Below are 13921 nucleotides of genomic sequence, written 5' to 3'. Positions count from 1 at the left end.
GTTCCCCGAGCCCGTGTCTTTTAGCAACCGCGGACATAGGGTCCGACATGGATTCCCCCACCCAGCGCAACCGGCTCGACGAGGAGGAGAGCCCCTACCTGCGCCAGCACGCGGACAACCCCGTCAACTGGCAGCCGTGGGACGAACGGGCGTTCGAGGCCGCCCGCGAGCGGGACGTGCCGATCTTCCTCTCGATCGGCTACTCGGCGTGTCACTGGTGTCACGTCATGGAAGACGAGAGCTTCGAGGACGAAGCGGTCGCCGAGGTGCTCAACGAGAACTTCGTCCCGATCAAGGTCGACCGCGAAGAGCGCCCCGACGTCGACAGCATCTACATGACCGTCTGCCAGCTCGTGAGCGGGCGGGGCGGGTGGCCGCTCTCGGCGTGGCTCACCCCCGAGGGTAAACCCTTCTTCGTCGGGACCTACTTCCCCCGGGAGGGCACGCAGGGCCAGCCCGGGTTTCTCGACCTCTGTGAACGCATCAGCGACTCCTGGGAGAGCGAGGCGGACCGCCCCGAGATGGAGACCCGCGCCGAGCAGTGGACCGACGCCGCGAGAGATCAACTCGAGGAGACCCCGGACGCCGGCGGAGCGGCAGCCGGTGGGAGCCCGGAACCGCCCTCGAGCGACGTGCTCGAGACGGCCGCCGACGCGATCCTCCGCAGCGCCGACCGCCGTGCCGGCGGCTTCGGGTCGGGCGGGCCGAAGTTCCCGCAGCCCTCGCGGCTCCGCGTTCTCGCACGAGCGGCCGATCGTACCGACGGGGAGGAGTACCTGGAGGTGTTCGAGGAGACGCTCGATGCGATGGCCGCGGGCGGGCTCTACGACCACGTCGGCGGCGGCTTCCACCGCTACTGTGTCGACCGGGACTGGACCGTCCCCCACTTCGAGAAGATGCTGTACGACAACGCCGAGATCCCGCGGGCGTTCCTCTCGGGCTACCAGCTGACGGGCGCGGATCGCTACGCCACGGTCGTCGCGGAGACCCTCGAGTTCGTCGACCGCGAACTGACACACGACGGGGGTGGCTTCTTCAGCACCCTCGACGCACAGAGCGAGTCGCCCGAGACCGGCGAGCGCGAGGAGGGCGCGTTCTACGTCTGGACGCCCGACGACGTCCGGGCGGTTCTCGATACCGAGACTGACGCCGCCCTCTTCTGTGCGCGCTACGACATTTCCGAATCGGGTAATTTCGAGGGGCGAAACCAGCCCAACCGCGTGGCCAGTGTGTCGGAACTCGCCGCCCAGTTCGATCTCACGGAGAGCGAGATCCTGAAGCGACTCGACGCGGCCCGCCAACGGCTGTTCGAGGCCCGCGAGGAGCGTCCCCGGCCCGATCGCGACGAGAAGGTACTCGCCGGCTGGAACGGACTGATGATCTCGACCTACGCCGAGGCGGCGCTGGTACTCGGCGAGGGCGACTACGCCGAGACCGCCGTCGAGGCCCTCGCGTTCGTCCGCGATCGGCTCTGGGACGACGACGAGCGTCGGCTCTCGCGGCGGTACAAAGATGGCGACGTCAAGGTCGACGGCTACCTCGAGGATTACGCCTTCCTCGCACGCGGTGCGCTGGACTGCTATCAGGCCACGGGTGAGGTCGACCACCTCGCGTTCGCACTCGAGCTGGCCCGCGTCATCGAGGCCGAGTTCTGGGACGCCGACCGGGGGACGCTGTACTTCACGCCCGAAAGCGGCGAGTCGCTCGTCACCCGGCCCCAGGAGCTCGGCGACCAGTCGACCCCCTCTGCGACCGGCGTGGCGGTCGAGACCCTGCTCGCGCTCGATACGTTCGCCGACAGCGAGGGATCGGAGATCCCTCGGGGAGACGGCGAAGCCGTCGACGAGGAGTTCGAAGAAATCGCCGCGACCGTCCTCGAGACCCACGCGAACACGATCGAGGCCAACGCGATCGAGCACGCGACGCTCTGTCTCGCCGCCGACCGACTCGAGGCCGGCGCGCTCGAGGTGACCGTCGCCGCCGACGACCTCCCCGAGGAGTGGCGCGACCGGTTCGCCTCGCGGTATCTGCCGGACCGCCTGTTCGCGCTTCGGCCGCCGACCGCGGACGGACTCGAGGCGTGGCTCGATCGGCTGGGGCTCGCCGACGCCCCCGCGATCTGGGCGGGACGCGAGGCGCGGGACGACGAGCCGACGCTGTACGTCTGTCGCGATCGGACGTGTTCGCCGCCGACCCACGACGTCGCCGACGCGCTCGAGTGGCTCGGCGAGAACGACGAGTCCGTCGGCTCGAGCGAGACGCTGGACGAGTCCGGAAGTCCGTTCTAGTCGTCGCTCTCGAGTTCGTCGGCGAGCCAGATCGCCGGCGGCACGGCCTCCTCCTCGACGAAGCGCGTGACCTCCTCGCCGTCGTCGGTCTCGACCACGATCGTCGGAATGCGGTCGATACCGTACTCCTCGACGCCCGGGCCCTGTTTGTCCCGGTCGAGCGCGAATTCCTCGATCCGTTCGTCGGGGACGTCGGCGGCCTCGAGCGCCGCGCCGAAATCGGGCAGCAGGGCGCGACAGTCCTTGCACCAGTCACCGCCCCAGATCTTGTACACCAGTTCGTCGCCGTGCGCTGCGAGCGTGTCGACCGCGTCCTCGTAGGACGCCGCGTCCCACGTGGGGTTCGGCCGCATGGTCTCGAGACTCATACGCACGGGTTGCGTCTCCGCGGGCTTAACCGCGGTGTTTCTGGCAGGGTCTTCGCCGGGGTGTGGTCCGGCGCGTCCCGTCGTCGACCGGTCATCCGTGTGGGGACGTTCCGGATCGATGCGGTTCGCAACGTCCCGTTTCGAGCGACGGCTCAAACAGTCGGCACGTCCTGCCGAGGTCCAGTATCGGTTTACGTCTCGAATCCCTATGGCTGGCCAATGAAAGGGAGTATCCTGGACACTATCGGCTCGCCGCTCGTCCAGGTCGACTCGCCGGAGGGCGCGACGGTCGCCGCCAAGATCGAATCGTTCAACCCCGGCGGATCGGCCAAGGACCGGCCGGCCCGCGAGATGATTCGAGCCGCCGAACGCGACGGCCTGATCGAACCCGGTGACTGGCTCGTCGAACCGACCAGCGGCAACACCGGCATCGGCCTCGCGCTCGTCGCGGCCGCCCGCGATTACGACCTGACGATCGTCATGCCGTCTGACAAGTCCGAGGAACGCCGGCAGATCATGGCCGCCTACGGGGCCGATCTCGAGTTGGTCGACGGCGACATGGAGGCCGCCCGCGCCCGCGCGGAAGAACTCGAGGCGGAGGGCGCGATCCAGCTCGGCCAGTTCGAGAACCCCGCGAATCCCGAGGCACACTATCAGACGACCGGTCCGGAGATCCTCGAGCAGGTCGGCGACCGCGAGGTCGACGCCTTCGTCGCCGGCGTCGGCACCGGCGGCACGATTTCCGGGATCGGCCGCCGACTCCGCGAGGCGTTCCCCGACGTCGACATCGTCGCCGTCGAACCGGCCAGAAACGCCGTCCTCTCGACGGGCGAGTCCGGCAAAGACGAGTTCCAGGGAATGGGCCCCGGCTTCGTCAGCGACAACCTCGATCTCGATCTCCTCGACCGCGTCGAGACCGTGAAACTCGAGCACGCCGAGGACGAGTGTCGCCGCCTCGCACGCGACGAGGGAATTCTCGTGGGCCAGTCCAGCGGCGCGACGAGTCTCGTCGCCCAGCGGGTCGCACGCGAGATTGCCGAACCGGAACTCGAGTGTCCGGAGGTGCCGACCGCGTTCGACGAGGGGACACAACCGGCGTCGCCCGAAACCGACGGCGGACGGGCGGCCGACGACTGCCCGCTGGTCGTCACCGTCTTCTGGGACAGCGGCGAGCGGTATCTCTCGACCGGGCTCTTCGACTGACCGGTCGCGGTGATCGGTGTAACAAAAAGAGCGATTTTACCTACCCGAATTCCCTTTAGTTACCCGCTCGTAGCGATCGGTACGATGACATCCCCCTCCAGACGAACGGTGCTCGGCGGAGCTGCGTCCCTGATCGCGCTCTCGGCCGGGTGTCTCAGCGACGATAGCGGAACCGGCTCGAGCGGCAACGGCAACGGTAACGGCGACGGCAACGGCAACGGTGACGACGAGGATGCACCCAACGAGACCGCCGAGACCGCCGACGACGAATCGATGGAGCTGCCGGACGGACTGGCCGGATACGACACTCACGCGTACCAGTCTCCGGAGCAGTCGACGTCGCCGGACGCCGAGCTGGTGCAGGAGCCCGAACCGGCCGAGAGCTGGCTCGCGGAGCGGAGCGACACGCCCGAGTCGCTCTCCGAGTTCGTCGACGAAACGGACTTCGAGACGTCGGTTCTGGTTCCGATTCAGGCCGGCGCGCCCGACCCGTGTCACGAACTGGCCCTCGAGTCGATCGATATCGAGACGAGCGCGGACGACGAGGGTGGCAACGACACGCTCGTGCTCGAGACAGCGGTCGAGGAGACGGCTGCGGAGGACGAGGCCTGCGTGGCGCGGGAGACGACCGTCGGCCGGCTCGTTCGAGCGACGTTCGAGTCGGAGCCCCTGACGAACCTCTCCGTGAACATCACCGATCGAAACGGCGACGAGCAGGGCATCGGGGTCGGGAGCGACAGTTCGTCCGCGAGCGCGGGCGACGACACCGCGTCGGACGGTAGCGAGACGGAGTCCGGCGGTTCCTGACGGGATTCAGGGCGAGTATTCGGCTTCTGTCAGTCGGACGACGAGGGTCTCCTCGACGTCCCGGAGGTCGTACGCCGGCAGGTCGCCATCGGTCCGACGAACGTACAGCGGTTCGACGAGCCGATAGGTCGGCTCGGCGACGCCCGTCCGGTCGGCGGCCGCTGTGTCGTCGGTCCGGGCCGCGCTCGCATCCGCACTCGCAGCGTCCGTCTCGGCCGCCGGGCTGGAGCCCCCCTCGGGCCTCGAGTCGGTCGGCTCGCCGTCGGCGGCAGTCGGCTCGGGATCGGTGTCGATCCGCTCGAGGCCGTAGATCTTGCAGAATTCGGCGGTGTCGGCTGGCTCGACGTCGCCGTTGCGGAGCCGTTCGGCCAGCGACCGGGAGAGCCACTCCACGTCGCTGATGCTCGGCTCCTGGACGAGCGCTTCGTCGACGAATCGGGTGAGATACCAGTTGAGATCGTTCAGCAGCGAGACGGCAGCGCCGACGCTGACCGTCCGGACGGCGAGCGAGTTCTCGAACGGCCGCGTCAGGTCGTAGGTCGAGAGCGCTTCGCGGGCCGTTTCGCGGGAGAGCAGCTCGTACTGGAGGGTGGTCCCGGGCTCGCCGATGAGACAGACGCGGGTCACTACTCTGTGGTGGGAACGGCGGTGTAATGTCGGTTTCGGCTTCTGGACGGCTCGGAGGCGACGAGCCCGTCCGTGCGGTATCTGCGGCACTCCGACCGCGGCAGCGACGGGCGGCGGAAAACGAACGCGACCGACCGAGCGGCAGTCAGGGCTCGACCAGTACCGCGTTCCTCGCGGCCTCCTCGGCGCGCTCGAGCAGGTCGTCCGGCTCGGCCGCGAGCAGCGGCTCGAGGCGGGCGTTGGTCTCGACCTGATCGGGGGTGACGCGGTTGCAGCCGGCGTCGATCGTCGAGTCGGTGTAGGTGCCGATCTCGCGCGCCTGGGCGACGATGTACTGTTTGTCCCGGCTCAGCAGCGGCCGGTGGATCGGCAGCGTGGCTGCGCGGCTGGTGACGCCGAGGTTCCGGATCGTTTGGCTGGACTTCTGGCCGGCGGCTTCGCCGGTGACGATGCCGTCCGCGTTGACGCGTTCGGCGAGCGTCTCGGCGGCGCGATAGAAGAACCGCCGCAGGGAGAGCATTCGTCCCTGTTCCATTTCCCGGACCAGGAGGTCGACCGTCTCGCCGCCCGGAACCCGGTAGACCTGCATGTCGAAGTTGGGTGCGTACGTCGAGAGGAGCCGAACCGTCTCCATCGCGCGTGCCTCGTGATCGATCCCGCCGTAGTCGCCGAGGTCGACGTACGCCGGGACGATCGGGCTGCCGCGTTTCATCATCTCGTAGGCCGCGACGGGGGAGTCGATCCCGCCGCTGACCAGCGCGACCACCGCCTCCTGTGAGCCAAGCGGGAGTCCGCCCGGTCCGTCGACCGTCTCGAGATAGACGAACGCGATATCCTCGCGAACTTCGACGCCGAACGTGAGGTCCGGATCGTCGAGGTCGACTTCGGGTTCGAACTCGTCCTCGACGGTGTCCCAGATGATCGTTCCGGCCTCACGGGCCAGTTCCTCGCTGTCGTAGGGAAGGGTCTTGTCCGAGCGGCGCGCGTCGACCGCGAACGTCCCGCCGTCGTAACGTTCGCGCGCGGTCCGTTCGAGTACCTCGAGGATCCGCGCCTTCTCGGTACTCACGGTTACGGCGGGGCTCGCGGAGACGACACCGAACGTATCCGCCGCGGCCGCGGTCGCCGCTTCGACGGCATCCTCGCTCGTGTGGATCAGCGGCCGGTTCCACCGGCGCTCGACTTCGCCGGGAATCGAGCGGGCGGCCAGGAGCGCCTCGAGGTTCTCCGCGAGGAGCCCTTCCATGTACCGCTTGACAGTGTTGCTCTTGGTGTTGACGTCCCCGTGACGGACGAGGACGGTATCGGCTCCCGGGGGGTGCATGGACTGTGATAGACGGTTACAGCTATAAGGGGGTTACGAGGACAATATCGGGCGCGAGGGAACCGGAGACTGTCACGAACGATCGTTCCTCCGTCTCGGGACCATCCCGGACGATCGCTCGGTTCCGTCTCACACGACCGAGTCTTCGACCGTCGGGCTCAGGCTGCCCGTATAGGAGTAGATTCCGGCGACGAGAACGGCTCCGGCCAGCAGCGGAACGATCGCGCTGAGCGCGTACAGAACGTCGAACCCGACCGCGTCGGCGAACGGCAGCGAGAGCAGCGGCCCGAGACCGCCGCCGACGTCGCCGAAGATGTTGTTCGTCCCCATCGCCCGTCCCATCCGCTCCTCGGGCGTGAGATCCGCGAGCAGCGCGGTCAACGGCCCGCCGACGCCGCCCTGCCCGGCACCGATCAGGACACACGCGAGCACGACGGCACCGAGCGAGGGCGCGACCGTGAGCACCGCGAACCCCGCACAGCTAGTCGCGAGGAAGACCAGCAGGACGGGCATGCGAGCGCCGACGGCGTCGCTGATCTTCCCGCCGGAGATCGTAAAGACCGCGCCGGAAGACGCTGAGACCGCCATCAGCAGTCCGGACGTTCCCTGTTCGCCGTAGTCGATCCCGTAGCCCGCGAGTTCCAGCGAGAGGGTCAGCGACTCGACCTCGAGGTACAACACGAGCGTCGAGAAGAGGACGCCGATGTACGCGAAGTAGAGCCCGAAGTTGACCAGTCCGACGGTGAGCGCGGGCAGCGTCGTCTCGAAGTCCCACGTCTCGACCGACGAGTCGGCCGACTCGACGTGGGTTTCGGGGACGATGAAGAAGGCGATGACGCTCGCGAGGCCGGCGAACGACGCCGCGAGGACGAACGCCGTGGCGTTGCTGTAGACTTCGCTGACGATCCCACCCAGCACCATGCCGGCGGGGAATCCGAACGTGATTCCGGCTCGGACGATGCCCATGCTCGTCCCGCGCGAGCTGGCCTCGCTGACGTCGGCGGTGATCGTGTACGCCGTCGCGAACACGAGTGCACTCCCCACGCCCCAGGTGACGCGCGCGAGAACGAACCAGAGCTCGGGCATCGAAGACCGGATGGCGATCACGTAGCCGACGGTCGCGAGTCCCTCGACCGCGAGCCCGACGACGAACGGCTTCCGGGTGCCGATCCGGTCGACGAGCACGCCAGCCGGCCCGTTGGCTACCAGTCGCGTCCAGCGATTCGCCGAGAGGATGACGCCGACCATGAACGCCGAGATCCCGAGCACTTCGCCGAGATTCGGCAGGATCGGGAAGACGACACCGCCGCCGAAGCCGACGAAGAAGGTGCTCGCGACGACGGCGTAGATGACGGGTCTGGCGGTCGAGTCGGCGGTGGTCTCGGACACGGTGGTCACTCTGTGTTTCGATTCGTAACGCTGTACACGGGACCGGTTCTTGACTATTCCGACAGCAGACGCGTGCTGCCGGTTCCACCGCTGGCTCGGGGGAACGACGGCGCGCTCGAGCGGCGACTGCAGGCTCGGGGGAACGACGGCGCGCTCGAGCGGCGACTGCAGGCTCGGGGGAACGACGGCGCGCTCGAGCGGCGACTGCAGGCTCGGAGGAACGACGGCGCGCGCGGTCAGAACGTCGAGAGTTCGCCGTCGATCACGCTGCGCGTGATTCCGGTAACGTCGGCGAGTTCTCGGTCGACGATCGCGGCGGCGTCGCCCTCGACGTCCGACACCGCGACGCCGTCGTCGGTGACGACCTGGACGTCGGCGACGTGCGGTTGGTCGATCGGCCGGCCGATCTGGGAGAGGAGGCGCACGCGCAGGTCGCGGATGCCGTCGACCTCGCTCACGACCTCCTCGGCGATCTCCGTCGACAGCAGGTTGTAGATCTTCCCGATATGGTTGACCGGGTTCTTGCCGCTCGTCGCTTCCATCGACATCGAGCGGTTGGGGGTGATGAGCCCGTTCGCGCGGTTCCCTCGTCCGACGGAGCCGTCGTCGCCCTGCTCGGCGGAGGTTCCGGTGACGGTGAGGTAGATCGACCCCTCGTCGTAGTCGTCGGCCGTGTTGACGTGGACGTCGACCGCGCGGTCGGTGTGTTCGCGCGCGACGCCGTCGACGAATTCGCGGACGGACTCGACCGCCTCGATGTACGCGTCGAGATCCGCGACGTACTCGTCGACCATCGCCGCCGCGACGGTGACGTCGATCTCGTCGCCCTCGCGCTTTCCCATGATCTTCACGTCCGGGCCGAGCTCGGGGTTCTCGTCCGCGTACTCCCCGTTCAGTCGGCGTTCCGCCTCGAGGACGATCTGCTCGGTCTCGGTCAGCGGCGCGTGGCCGACGCCGAAGCTCGTGTCGTTGGCCATCGGGACGCTGACTTCGTCTTCCCCGAAGACTTCCTGCAGGTCGCCACTGCCCTCGCCGAGCTTGACGTCGACCACGATGTCCTCACCGACGGTCAGCTGGGGGATCTCGGACTCGAGGTACTCCCGCGCCGCTCGCAGGGCGATGGTCTCGGCGGGGATGGTCCGTCCGTCGTAGTGTTTGGTCGCGCGACCGACGATCAGCAGGTAGATGGGATCGACGACCTCGCCGCCGCCGAAGGCGGGCGCGGCCTCGCCCGCGACGAGTTGCGTCTCGTCGGTGTTGAAGTGGAGCACTTCGCCGACGCGGTCGAGGTATTCGCGCGCGAGCGCCCCGGCGACGCTCTCGGCGATCCCGTCACAGATAGAGTCGGGGTGTCCGATTCCCTTTCGTTCGACGATTTCGACCTCCTGGTCTTCGACCGCTTGCCGGTCGATAGACTCGATCCGGATGTTCCGCTCGCTCATTGCCGGGAGTTGACGGAGCGAGTTCGTATAACTTGCGGAAACAGACACGGGCCAGAAAATGCTCGCGGGTTATCCCCCGGCGGCGGACGATCGCTGGGCGGTCGCTCAGGACTCGAGCAACAGGCCGAGATACGAGGTCCTGAGCTGGTCGTCCGGGTCGAGCCCCAACTGCTCGAGGACCTCGTAGGCACCCTCGCGGGCCGACTCGAGCGCCGGTTCCGCCGCGACTTCGGTTTCGACTTCGACGTACTCGCCGACGTCCTCGACCGAATCGAGCGTGACGGCGTAGCCCTCGAGGGCGAACCGCTCGCGGTCCTTGCGAACGGTCGCGGCAGGTTCGAAGCCGAGGTTCGTCAGGATCGAATCCATCGCCCCGCGGTCGCCGACGGCGGTCTCGACCTCCTCGCGGGTCTTGGACTCGTCGTCGACCAGCGGCCCTTTGTAGGTGACGCGGGTCTCGTCGGAGCCGGCTTCGGAACGCTCCGAGCGAATCCGCAGCGCCTCGTCCGTCTCCGCGAACTCGCGGTGGGGCGCGTCGTAGTAGGTGTCGATCTGCACGACGGCACCGCGGGGCGTCGCCTCGAGGGCCGCGAGTCGGTCGCGGACGGCCGCGAGATCGGCGGGAACCTTCACTTCGACCTCGTACATGCCCGAGAGAACGCACAGCGGTCGTAAGTATCGGTCGCTCTCGCTCGAAAACGTCGTACTTAAATGTAGACGGCCGGACGTACAACGTATGACCGAGGAACAAGAGGCCGAGCTAGACGAGCAGGCCGATGACGTCGAAGAGGACGTAGCCGAGGAAGCCGCCGACGAAGCCGAGGGGCTGCAGGAAGGCGACTTCGTCGAGCTCGAGTACACCGCGTACACCGCCGAGGACGACCAGCTGGTCGACACGACCGATCCCGAGGTCGCCGAGGAGGAGGGCGTCGACGACCAGGGGCAAGAGTTCAAACCGCGAACGATCGTGCTGGGCGAGGGCCACATCTTCGAGGCCGTCGAGCAGGCGATTATCGGCTCCGAACCCGGCGACTCCGGCACCGTGACCGTCCCTGCCGAAGACGCGTTCGGCGAGTACGACCCGGACGACGTCCAGACCGTCAGCGCCGAGAAGATCGACGAAGACGACCGCTACCCCGGTGCGAACGTACAGATCGAGGGCCAGCAGGGCTACATCAGCACGATCATCGGCGGCCGCGCCCGCGTCGACTTCAACCACCCGCTGGCCGGCGAGGACGTCGAGTACGAGTACACGGTCGCCGACGAGGTCGACGACCGCGAACAGCAGGCCACCGGTCTCTTCGAGATGTACCTCGGCATGGAGCCCGACCTCTGGATCGAGACGGACGAGGTCGAAGAAGAGGTTCCGGTCGAGCCCGACGAGGACGCCGACGAGGACGCCGAGCCCGAGTTCGAGACCGAGACCGTCGAGAAGGAGACGCTCTACCTCGAGGCCACGCCCCAGATGACGATGAACCAGCAGTGGATGATGGGCAAACAGCAGATCGGTCAGGACGTCATCGACAAGGTCGGCGTCGACCGCGTCATCGTCCAGGAGGTCATCGACGGAATGGGTGGCATGGGCATGGGCGGAATGATGGGCGGCATGGGCGGTATGGGCGGCGGCGACATCGAGGAGGCCCTCGAGGACGCCGATGTCGACGCCGACGAGATCGTCGAAGAGCTCGAAGGCGCCGAGGAATAACGTCCCCGTCGGTGCCGGCCGTTCCGCGAGCCGGACCCCGAACCACGAACCTGCGTGCGGCTGCTTTTTCGCGGACGGGATAAGACGACCGACGAAGACTCGATGGTCGGCTCGACGAGCGGCGGCCCGGGACCGGAGCGGACGCCGTATCCACGGCGCTCAAACAGTGGCTCCTGCTGGACGGCGACCGGATCGCACCCGCGGAACCGTCCGGGTTCCGCCGGCTCGGCGGGACGACCGTCGGTACGCTGCCGCCCGACGCCCGTGGCGAGATCGACGCCCGAACGGGAGGTGTGACGGCAACGACCGACCGCAGCGGCCTCACGCGATGTCGCGGCTCGTGTCGATCGCCACTTCCTCCGTGAGCTCGAGTTTGATCGCCTCGGTCGGCTGGCTGCCGCCGCGGAACTTGGGGATCGTCAGGTGATTCTCGAGTTCGGTGCCGGCGATCGCGGTCCGGAGATCGAAGACGGCGTCGGCGGCGTGGTAGGTCCGCGCTCGGTTCGCGGGTTCGTCGTCGCTTTTCAGACAGTGGAGGACGGCGATGCTCCCGGTCTCGAGCATTCGCTCTTTGAGGTCGTTGAGAAAGGAGACGTACTCGTCGGTGTCGGTCCGCTCTAAGACGTCCATCGTGTCGATGATGAGATTCGCGCCGTCGGGTAAGGCGCCGATCAGCCGCGTGGCCTCCTCGAGCGGCGTGTCGCTGGTGACGTGTCTGACCGTCGGGCTGCCGACCGACGACGGCGAGCTCTCGATGGCGTGGCGGACGGCGTCGTCGGAGCGCTCGCTCGAGAGGTAGAGCGTTCCGCGTGCGGCCGTGAGTTCGTAGAGGAGGAGCTCGGACTGGCTGGCCGGCTCGGCGGTGTACGCGACGATACACCCCGGCGGGAGTCCGCCGTCGAGCTTCCGATCCAGCACGTCGATTCCGGTATCTAGCCGCCCGACCATACGATTGTGATCATTTACTGTAGTATCTGTATAACTCTTTGCCTTGGATTCACGAACCGCGCCATCGAGAGGCAGCGCACTGCGTTTCGTCCGTCGGGACCGATCGGGGCGTCGAATGGAGAAATGGAGAGATTCAAGGGGCACGCCACAGCGTACACGAACGAATGCGCCACGATCACCTCATCACGAGCAAACAACTCTCCCGGGGGAACATCGAGACCATCCTCGACTACGCGGCCGAGCTCGACGCCGACCCGTCGGCCGTCGCCGACCGCCACGCCGGGACGCTGCTCGGACTGCTCTTTTTCGAGCCGAGCACGCGGACGAAGATGAGCTTCGAGACCGCAATGAAACGGCTCGGCGGCGACGTCGTCGATATGGGATCGGTCGAATCCTCGAGCGTCAAGAAGGGGGAGACGCTCGCCGACACGGTTCGAGTCATCGAGGGGTACGCCGACGCGCTCGTCCTGCGCCATCCAAAGCAGGGTGCGGCGACGATGGCCAGCGAGTTCGTCGACGTCCCGCTGTTGAACGCGGGGGACGGCGCGGGCCACCACCCGACGCAGACGATGCTCGACCTCTACACGATTCGGGAGAACGCCGGACTCGACGACCTGACGATCGGCATCATGGGCGATCTGAAGTACGGCCGGACCGTGCACTCGCTGGCCCACGCGCTAACGAACTTCGACACCCGCCAGCACTTCATCAGCCCGGAGAGCCTCCAACTGCCCCGCGAGGTCGTCTACGACCTCCACCAGCGCCAGAACGGCACGGGAATTCGGGAACACGAGTCCCTCGAGGAGGTCCTCCCCTCGCTGGACGTCCTCTACGTCACGCGGATCCAGCGCGAGCGGTTCCCCGACGAGAACGAGTACCAGAAGGTCGCCGGCGAGTACCAGATCGACGCCGAAACGCTCGAGGCCGCGAGCGACGATCTGACGGTGATGCATCCGCTTCCCCGGGTCGACGAAATCGCGCCCGAAATCGACGAGACCGACTACGCGGCGTACTTCGAACAGGCGCACAACGGCGTTCCGGTCCGGATGGCGCTGCTGGATCTGCTGTTGAGCGACGAGCCCGCGATCACCGGTGATACCGATGAGTGACGACCACGACCACCACGACGGCGACGACGATCACGAACTGCGCGTCAGCAAGATCCGTGACGGGACCGTCATCGATCACGTCCACGGCGGGCAGGCGCTGAACGTCCTCGCGATCCTGGGGATCGACGGCAGCGAGGGCGAGGAGGTCTCGGTCGGGATGAACGTCCCCTCGGATCGCCTCGCGCGCAAGGACATCGTCAAGGTCGAGGGTCGCGAACTGAGCCAGGACGAGGTCGACGTCCTCTCGCTGATCGCACCGGACGCGACGATCAACATCGTCCGGGAGTACGACGTGATCGAGAAACATCGCGTCGAACGCCCGGACGTCGTCGAGGGCGTGCTCTCCTGTCCCAACACCGGCTGTATCACCACCGGCGACGAGCCGGTCACCTCGCGTTTTTCGGTGCTCGAGGACGGCGTTCGCTGCTCGTACTGCGAGACGATCGTTCGCGACGAGATCGCGGGGCTGATCGATACCTGACGGCGACACTCGCCGCACCGCTATCACGTCGAGAAGACTATCCAGAATAGCTAAGTGTTTGCCGACCGATTCTCTTCTTGTATATGTCACGTACCGTCAAGTTCGTACTCGCCCTGTTCGTCATCGCCGTCCTCTACAAGGTCGCGTTTAGCGGCTCGTCGGACGTCGAAGTCGACTTCGAACCGACAGAAGAGTAGTCCCGAATCCGAACGGCTTACGGGGACGGCGTC

General features: G+C 67.2%; 13 protein-coding genes. 6 read left to right on the top strand and 7 right to left on the bottom strand.

Annotation, left to right across the window (positions count from 1 at the left end; all coding sequences use genetic code 11):
- The first annotated feature begins 47 nt into the window (after window positions 1-47).
- Complete coding sequence (locus BMX07_RS06725) at window positions 48-2288, top strand: thioredoxin domain-containing protein (RefSeq protein WP_090615718.1); 2241 nt, start codon at window positions 48-50, stop codon at window positions 2286-2288.
- Here BMX07_RS06725 and BMX07_RS06720 read toward each other — a convergent pair.
- Window positions 2285-2656, bottom strand: a complete 372-nt coding sequence (locus BMX07_RS06720) for a TlpA family protein disulfide reductase (protein WP_090615715.1) — start codon at window positions 2654-2656, stop codon at window positions 2285-2287. The two genes, BMX07_RS06725 and BMX07_RS06720, sit on opposite strands and share 4 nt — an antisense overlap.
- Window positions 2657-2875: 219 nt before the next feature.
- On the opposite strand from BMX07_RS06720, the gene BMX07_RS06715 reads away from it, so the two are divergent.
- On the top strand, window positions 2876-3859 hold the full coding sequence (locus BMX07_RS06715; RefSeq protein ID WP_090615713.1) for a PLP-dependent cysteine synthase family protein: 984 nt from the start codon (window positions 2876-2878) through the stop codon (window positions 3857-3859).
- 84 nt (window positions 3860-3943) lie between these two features.
- A complete protein-coding gene (locus tag BMX07_RS06710; protein WP_090615710.1) occupies window positions 3944-4666 on the top strand; it encodes a hypothetical protein in 723 nt (240 codons plus the stop codon).
- Window positions 4667-4672: 6 nt separating this feature from the next.
- Here BMX07_RS06710 and BMX07_RS06705 read toward each other — a convergent pair whose 3' ends face one another.
- From BMX07_RS06705 to cyaB, 5 genes are all read right to left on the bottom strand, one after another.
- Window positions 4673-5293 (bottom strand): DUF5804 family protein, encoded by a 621-nt coding sequence (locus BMX07_RS06705; RefSeq protein ID WP_090615706.1) that lies wholly within the window; start codon window positions 5291-5293, stop codon window positions 4673-4675.
- A 145-nt stretch (window positions 5294-5438) separates the two neighbouring features.
- Entirely contained in the window at window positions 5439-6617 is a 1179-nt protein-coding gene (locus BMX07_RS06700) for a tRNA sulfurtransferase (protein WP_090615703.1), read from the bottom strand.
- Between the two features lie 129 nt (window positions 6618-6746).
- Window positions 6747-8006, bottom strand: a complete 1260-nt coding sequence (locus BMX07_RS06695; RefSeq protein WP_090617185.1) for an MFS transporter — start codon at window positions 8004-8006, stop codon at window positions 6747-6749.
- Window positions 8007-8242: 236 nt separating this feature from the next.
- Window positions 8243-9448 carry a methionine adenosyltransferase gene (locus BMX07_RS06690; protein ID WP_090615699.1) on the bottom strand — a complete coding sequence of 402 codons (1206 nt, stop codon included), beginning with the start codon at window positions 9446-9448 and terminating at the stop codon, window positions 8243-8245.
- A 105-nt stretch (window positions 9449-9553) separates the two neighbouring features.
- A complete protein-coding gene (gene cyaB, locus BMX07_RS06685) occupies window positions 9554-10096 on the bottom strand; it encodes a class IV adenylate cyclase (RefSeq protein WP_090615696.1) in 543 nt (180 codons plus the stop codon).
- Window positions 10097-10184: 88 nt separating this feature from the next.
- Between cyaB and BMX07_RS06680 the strand changes: the two genes are divergently transcribed.
- Window positions 10185-11153, top strand: a complete 969-nt coding sequence (locus BMX07_RS06680; protein ID WP_090615694.1) for an FKBP-type peptidyl-prolyl cis-trans isomerase — start codon at window positions 10185-10187, stop codon at window positions 11151-11153.
- Window positions 11154-11474: 321 nt separating this feature from the next.
- On the opposite strand, the gene BMX07_RS06675 is transcribed toward BMX07_RS06680, so the two are convergent.
- Window positions 11475-12101, bottom strand: coding sequence for an RAD55 family ATPase (locus tag BMX07_RS06675; RefSeq protein WP_090615691.1), 627 nt, complete (start codon window positions 12099-12101; stop codon window positions 11475-11477).
- A 164-nt stretch (window positions 12102-12265) separates the two neighbouring features.
- Between BMX07_RS06675 and pyrB the strand changes: the two genes are divergently transcribed.
- Both pyrB and pyrI read left to right on the top strand, forming a co-directional pair.
- Window positions 12266-13210 (top strand): aspartate carbamoyltransferase, encoded by a 945-nt coding sequence (gene pyrB / locus BMX07_RS06670; protein ID WP_090615688.1) that lies wholly within the window; start codon window positions 12266-12268, stop codon window positions 13208-13210.
- Window positions 13203-13691 (top strand): aspartate carbamoyltransferase regulatory subunit, encoded by a 489-nt coding sequence (gene pyrI / locus BMX07_RS06665; protein WP_090615686.1) that lies wholly within the window; start codon window positions 13203-13205, stop codon window positions 13689-13691. The genes pyrB and pyrI overlap by 8 nt, the downstream gene beginning before the upstream one ends.
- Window positions 13692-13921 lie beyond the last annotated feature (230 nt).

Source organism: Natrinema salaciae, from assembly GCF_900110865.1.
Lineage (GTDB): Archaea > Halobacteriota > Halobacteria > Halobacteriales > Natrialbaceae > Natrinema > Natrinema salaciae.
Note: the sequence above shows the minus strand (reverse complement) of the source record. Positions and strands in the feature narration are given on the sequence as shown.